The organism is Acrocarpospora pleiomorpha, assembly GCF_009687885.1.
GTDB lineage: Bacteria > Actinomycetota > Actinomycetes > Streptosporangiales > Streptosporangiaceae > Acrocarpospora > Acrocarpospora pleiomorpha.
In genome coordinates this window covers 73,808-80,360 of record NZ_BLAF01000011.1, presented here as the reverse complement: position 1 = coordinate 80,360, position 6,553 = coordinate 73,808, and the positions used below count along the sequence as shown (strand labels likewise).

Below are 6,553 nucleotides of genomic sequence, written 5' to 3'. Positions count from 1 at the left end.
CATGAGCACCAACCCCTTCGAGGATCCCGACGGCGTCTACACCGTCCTGGTCAACGATGAAGGCCAGCACAGCCTGTGGCCCGACTTCGTTGACGTTCCGGCCGGATGGACAGTCGTCCACGGCCCCGGAGCACGCCAGGACTGCCTCGACTACATCGAGGCGAACTGGACGGACCTCCGCCCCAAGAGCTTGATCGAATCCTGAGACGCGGCCAGGGCCGGGACACCAGTTCCCGGCCCTGGCGCGCGGAGACAGACCCACGCGAAAGGGCCGGATCATCAGACCCGGCCCCTATCGCGATAAACAGAACTACGACGTCGGCTGCTCCACCTTCGTCGCGGGGTCGCCGTCCACCGCCGCCGCCAGCTGAGGCACCAGCCGGTCGATCACGTACGGCAAACTGAGCACCGTCACGAACGAGAACGCCACCCCATAGCTGGTGGACTCGCCCACGAACACCTCACGCCCCTCGGCCACAACCGTCATGTCCCCGTAGAGCTTGTCCTTGTGCAGCGTCTCAACATCCTTGGCAAGGTCCGGCACCGTCCACACGGTCACCTTCTGGTCGAGCAGATCGGCGCGTTCCCGGCTGATGCTCGTCCCGAACTGGTTGCCGATGACCTTGTCCAGGTCGGACGGCATGGTGAACCCGAGTGAGCTCAGCGTCCGCGACCGCGAGTCCTGGCTGCCGTACACGAAGAAGCCCTCGTACGGGGTGGCCACCACGGCGGTGGCCCCCGCGAACTCGGGGTGTTCGGCCTTGGCCGCGGCGAACTTGGCCTCCACACCCTCGATCAGCGCTTTGGCTTCGGCGTCCTTGCCGAGCGCCTTGCCCGTGAGCAGGGTCTGGTCCTGCCACGGGATGCCGTAGTCGTTGAACTCCTTCGGCTGGGCGACGACGGGGGCGAACTTCGACAGGGTTTCGTACTGCTCCTTGGTGATCCCCGCGTACAAGGCGAGGATCAGGTCAGGCTTGAGCGCGGCGATCTTCTCGACTTGAGGCCCGGTGCCGGTGTCCTCCAGCAGGGTCGGTACGGGTGAGCTGCCCAGCTCGTCCTTCGCCCACGGCCCGATCGCGCCGGGGAATCCGCCGAACCAGTCGGTGGTCCCCACCGGGACCGTGCCCAGCGCCAGCACCGCGTCCTGGTCGGTCAGGCCGACCGTGAACACCCGGGTCGGGGCGGCCGGGATGGTCGTGGTGCCGTACTTGTGGTCGATCGTCACCGGGAAGACGCTGGCCGGCGCGGACTCGGCGGGAGCGGAAGCCGCGGGCGTGGACGGAGCCGCGGCCTCTTGCCCGGAACCGCACGCGGTGGCAAGGAACAGCAGGGCGGCGGCGACCACGGCTACGGGCCGACCACCCTTCAGGGAGCGAAACATGAGGGGTCCTTCGCAGGTTGGGATTCGTCAGTGACGATCAGGTGAACTGTCGGTCGGGCGGTGGCCTGTCCAGGTGTTCCAGAGGGCGGCGTAAGGGCCGTCCGTGGTGTGCAGGTCGTTGTGGTGGCCGATTTGCACGATCCGGCCGTCGTCCATGACGACGACGCGGTCGGTGGCGGCGGCCTGACTGAGGCGATGAGCGACGATCAGCGCGGTCCGTCCCTCGATGGCCTGATCGATGGCCTTCTCCAGGACGCGGGCTCCGGCGCTGCCCGCTTCGGCGGTGGCCTCGTCCAGCACCGCGATCGGCGGATCGGTGAGGATCAGGCGGGCCAGCGCGACCTGCTGGACCTGCGTGGCGGTGAGCCGGTGACCGCCTTCGCCGACGATCGTGTCCAGGCCTTCGGGCAGCGTCTCCGCCCAGGTCAGCGCGTCCACCCGGGTGAGCGCCTCACGCAACTCCGCGTCGGTGGCGTCCGGCCGGGCCAGCCGCAGGTCGTCGGCGAGCGACCCGGCGAACACGTGCACGTCCTGGGTGATCATCGCCACCCGCTCGCGCGCGCCGAACCGCACCGAACCGGTCGCGGGGACGTGCACGCCCGCGATCAGCCGGGCCAGTGTGGTCTTGCCCGCGCCGCTCGCGCCGACCAGCGCCACCCGTTCCCCCCGCCCGATCGAGAGATCGATGCCGTGCAGGACCGGCCGCCCCGGCTCGTACGCGTGCCCCAGCCCCGCCACCGCGACCGCCTCCTCCGGCGTGGCCGTGGCTTCGGGCGCAGGCTCCCGCAGTTCGGGCTGGTCGATGACACCCACCAGGCGGGCCAGGCTGGCGGCCGCGGACTGGGCCTCGTCGATCAGCACGAGGGCGGTGTTGACCGGGCCGAACAGGCCGTGGAAGTAGAGGGCGGCGGCGGTAGCCGTACCGATGGAGACCAGGCCGCCGCGGACCATGAGGAAACCGGCGATCAGGACGGCGGCCAGGCCGATGTACTCGGCGACGTGCAGGCGGCTGTAGAAGCGCAGCACCAGCCAGACGCCGCGCATGGTGAGGTCGACGGCACGCTGGGAACGTTCGGTGACCCGCTCGAGGTGCTCGTCCTCCATCCGGAAGGCCCGCACGGTCGCCGCGCCGCCGATGCTCTCCAGCAACTGCTGCTGCTGCGCGCCGCCCGCGATCCGCTGCCGCGCGTAGAGCGGTACGGCCTTGCGCACGTACCACCGCGCGGTGTACGCCTGGAACGGCACCGCCAGCAGCGCGGCCAGCAGGAACCGCCAGTCCACCACGGCCAGCGCGACCATGGTGAGCACGATCGCCAGCACCGACCTGGCCAGTTCCGGCAGCGCGGTCCGCATCGCCTCGGCGACCTGCGAGACGTCGCCGGTGACCCGGGCGGTGAGATCGCCGGAACCGGCCTTCTCCACCTGCTCCAGCGGCAGCCGCAGCGCCCGCCCGACGAAACGTTCCCGCAGCCGGGCCAGCACGGTCTCGCCGAGCCGGGCGACCAGCGACAGCCCGAGCCCGGTCGCGCCGCCCTGCACGACGGCGACGGCGACGAGCAGGATCACCGGAGCGGTCAGCGAGTCGAGCGCGCTCCGCGACGCGACCAGGTCCACGATGTGGCCAAGCAGCGGCTGGGTGAGCAGCCCGATCGCGGTGGCCCCGATCATGACGGCGAAGCCGAAGATGGCCAGACCTCGATGCGGCCGTACCAGTTCGAGGACCGCCGCCCTGGTTCGCGCGGGCGTGGCCGTGGGCAGCAGCTCACGGTCCGAGCCGGAGTTCATGTCGGTCATGCGAGCACCGCCGCGCGGTAGACGGCGTTCCGCCGTACCAGATCGGCGTGCGGGGCCGCGTCGGCGACGCGGCCGGCGTCCAGGAGCACCACCCGGTCGGTGATCGCCAGCAGGGCGGGGCTGGTGGTGACCACGATCGTGGTACGGCCCTGCCGGATCTCCCGCAGTCCGCCCGCGATCCGCGCCTCGGTCACGGTGTCGACCGCCGTGGTCGGATCGTGCAGCACGAGGACCGCCCGGTCGGCGGCGAGCGCCCGGGCGAGCGCGACCCGCTGGCGTTGCCCGCCCGACAACGATCGCCCGCGCTCGATCACCGGCGCGTCCACACCGAGCGGCAGGCCACGCGCGACCTCGTCCACACCGGCGGCGACCAGCACACGTTCGAGCGCGCCGTCGCCGGCGGCCACATTGCTGCGCAGGGTTCCCTCGAACAGGTCGGCGTCGTGCTCGGCGACGAGAACCTCCAGCCGGAGATCGGCGGGGTCCACGCCGGTGAGCGGCACGCCGTCGAGTTCGATCACTCCGGCGTCCGGGTCGGTCTGGCGTCCGAGGCAGCGCAGCAGCGTGGTGGCATGGGCCGGATCCGTGGCGACCACCCCCAGAATCTCGCCGGGGGAGACGTGCAGGTCGAGCGTCAACCCATCACAGCGAACGCCACGCAGGCGCAGTTCACCGCGCACCGGTTGGGGGAGCACGCCACTTCCGATACGGAGTCTGTCAGGGGAAAGCGCGCCAGTTTCAGGGAGTCCATCGCGCGATTCATCACCGGTGAGGAGGGAAACTCTGGGGGCGACGGCCGGGGGAGTGGTGAGCACGCCGGCGATCCGGGTCGCCGACGCGCGTCCCTGGGCGAGTTCGGCGTTGACCCAGGAGAAGACTTCGAGGGGGCCGAGCAGGAACGCCGCGAGTCCGACCGCCGACACCAGCTGGCCCAGGCTGATGTCGCCCTGCAGGGCGAGGCGGCCGCCGATCAGGGCGACGACCGCGATGAATCCGCCGGTCAGGGCGAGAACCATGCCGGACTGCCAGGCCTCAGCGCGGGCCGCGCGCAGGGTGGCCACCAGCGATTCCCGGCTGGTTCGCTGGTAGCGGGCGACGGCGGCCGACTCCGCGCCGATGCCTTTGAGCACCCGCAACCCGGTCACCAGATCGGCGGCGACGCCGGACGCGTGCGCAGCTCGTTCCTGTTCGGCTTCGCTGCGGCGTTCCAGCGGTTTGCTCAGGAAATGTCCGGCCAGCAACAGCAGGGGCGTACCCAAAAGCACCAGCAGGCCGAGCGGCAACGAGATCCGGAGCAGCACCACCGCGCCTACCAGGACACCGAAGAGCGCGCCGATTCCCATGATCGCGGCCATGTTCACGGCTCCGACCCTTTTCGCGTCCTCGGTCGCGATCGTGGTCAACGCCCCAGGTAAGCGGCCGTGTTCGGCTCCGCCGCGCGGATCGAGCACCCGCCGCACGAGCTCCAGCCGGAGCTCGTGGCCCGCCTGCTCGGCGGCGCGTTCTCCGGCCCGAGCGCCGTACCGGAAACTATAGGAAAGGCCGACATATACGGCGGCGAGCGCGGCGAGCCAGCCCAGGAGAGCGGTCAGATCACCCGAAGCGACGGCCTGGTCGATGACGACGCCGATGAGGACCGGAACCGCCACCTCACCGGCCTGATGGCCCGCCCCCAGCAGTGACCCCACGAGAACGTCGCGCCGCTGCCCGCGGACCGCGCGCCACAGGACCTCCCGACCCCCACCCACCTAAAATCCTCCGGATCACCCGACAATTTTAGGTAAGGCTACACTAACTAAGTCTGGCCTAACCAGGGCATCCCCTCCATCTGCTCATGGGCATGCTCACGCCTACTCCTCGCCCGGAACGGTCGTCAGCGTACCTCCGCCGACGGGCCGAGATCCCTACATTCATTAGGAAACTTTCCTATTGACAGGGCAAGCCTGAGAGGAGTTATATCCGGGTTAATTTAAGAAGTGAACAAGCGGGAGAGATGAACATGCCCCTTCAGCGCCCCCGATTAGCGCGAGTCCTGGCGGCCGGAGCCGTCGCGCTCGCCCTCGTCGCGACCGGTGTCACGCCCGCCTCGGCGGCGACCGGTCAGATCACCGGATACGGCGGCAAATGCGTGGACGTCGCCGCCGCCAACTCGGCCAACGGGACCCAGGTCCAGCTCTACACCTGCAACGGCACCGCCGCCCAATCCTGGACGACCGGCACCGACGGCACCATCCGCGCCCTCGGCAAGTGCCTGGACGTGAACGCCGCGAGCAGCGCCAACGGCACCAAGGTGCAGATCTGGGACTGCAACGGCACCGCCGCCCAGATCTGGACCCCGCAGAGCGACGGCACCCTCCGCGCGCTCGGCAAGTGCCTGGACGCCACCGGCCCGAGCTCGGCCGACGGCACCCCCCTCCAGATCTGGGACTGCTTCGCCAGCGCCAACCAGCGCTGGACGCTGCCCACCGGCACCAACCCGCCCCCGCCGCCCCCGCCGGGCAAGATGCCGGGCGCGCCCTACCTCTACATGGGCTGGGGCAGCCCGCCCAACGCCGCCACGGTGATGAGCCAGACCGGCGTCCGCTCCTTCACCATGGCGTTCATCCTGTCCGGCGGCGGCTGCGTGCCGCGCTGGGACGGCAGCAGGCCGCTGACCGGCGGCGTCGACCAGTCCACGATCAACTCCATCAAGGCGGCCGGCGGCAGCGTGCAGGTCTCCTTCGGCGGCTGGTCGGGCAACAAGCTCGGCCCCAACTGTTCCACCCCCGCCGCGTACGCCGGAGCCGTGCAGCAGGTCATCAACGCGGTCGGCCCGGCCGTGGTCGACTTCGACATCGAGAACACCGACGAGTTCTCCAACTACACCGTCCAGGACCGCATCCTCAACGGCCTGAAGATCGTCAAGCAGAACAACCCGAACGTGAAGATCGCGGTTACCTTCGGCACCGGCCTCAACGGCCCCACCGGCGACGGCATCCGGCTGATCAACCAGGCGCGGGCGCTGAACGTGCCGATCGACAACTACACGATCATGCCGTTCAACTTCGGCGGGCACGGCAACATGTACCAAGCCACCGTCAACGCCTCCGAGGGCTTGAAGAACGCGCTCAAGTCGGCGTGGGGCTGGACCGACGCGCAGGCGTACGCGCACATGGGCATCTCAGGCATGAACGGCAGCTCCGACCAGGGCGAGATCACCACGACCGGGATCTGGACCCAGATCCGGGACTGGGCCAACTCCCACGGGCTGACCCGGTTCGCGTACTGGTCGGTCAACCGGGACCGGCCGTGCTCCGGTGGGCTCAACGACACCTGTAGCGGCACCCCCCAGGCCAACTGGGACTTCACTCGCATCACGGCCGGTTTCTAAGGAGCCCG

The 6,553-nt window shown here is 69.8% G+C and carries 5 protein-coding genes; 2 read left to right on the top strand and 3 right to left on the bottom strand.

Translation table 11 applies throughout. The features are described from left to right. Position 1: 1 nt before the first annotated feature. Entirely contained in the window at positions 2-205 is a 204-nt protein-coding gene (locus tag Aple_RS11035; RefSeq protein ID WP_155344435.1) for an MbtH family protein, read from the top strand. Between the two features lie 105 nt (positions 206-310). Here Aple_RS11035 and Aple_RS11030 read toward each other — a convergent pair whose 3' ends face one another. Genes Aple_RS11030 through Aple_RS11020 form a run of 3 tightly spaced genes read right to left on the bottom strand, consistent with a single transcriptional unit; the run spans position 311 to position 4,923 of the window. Next, a complete protein-coding gene (locus Aple_RS11030) occupies positions 311-1,381 on the bottom strand; it encodes an ABC transporter substrate-binding protein (RefSeq protein WP_155344434.1) in 1,071 nt (356 codons plus the stop codon). Positions 1,382-1,408: 27 nt separating this feature from the next. Beyond that, a complete protein-coding gene (locus Aple_RS11025) occupies positions 1,409-3,175 on the bottom strand; it encodes an ABC transporter ATP-binding protein (protein WP_155344433.1) in 1,767 nt (588 codons plus the stop codon). After that, entirely contained in the window at positions 3,172-4,923 is a 1,752-nt protein-coding gene (locus tag Aple_RS11020) for an ABC transporter ATP-binding protein (protein WP_155344432.1), read from the bottom strand. Before Aple_RS11020 ends, Aple_RS11025 begins: the two co-directional genes overlap by 4 nt. A gap of 245 nt (positions 4,924-5,168) precedes the next feature. On the opposite strand from Aple_RS11020, the gene Aple_RS54355 reads away from it, so the two are divergent. After that, positions 5,169-6,545, top strand: coding sequence for a chitinase (locus tag Aple_RS54355; RefSeq protein ID WP_155344431.1), 1,377 nt, complete (start codon positions 5,169-5,171; stop codon positions 6,543-6,545). The last annotated feature ends 8 nt before the right edge of the window (positions 6,546-6,553 follow it).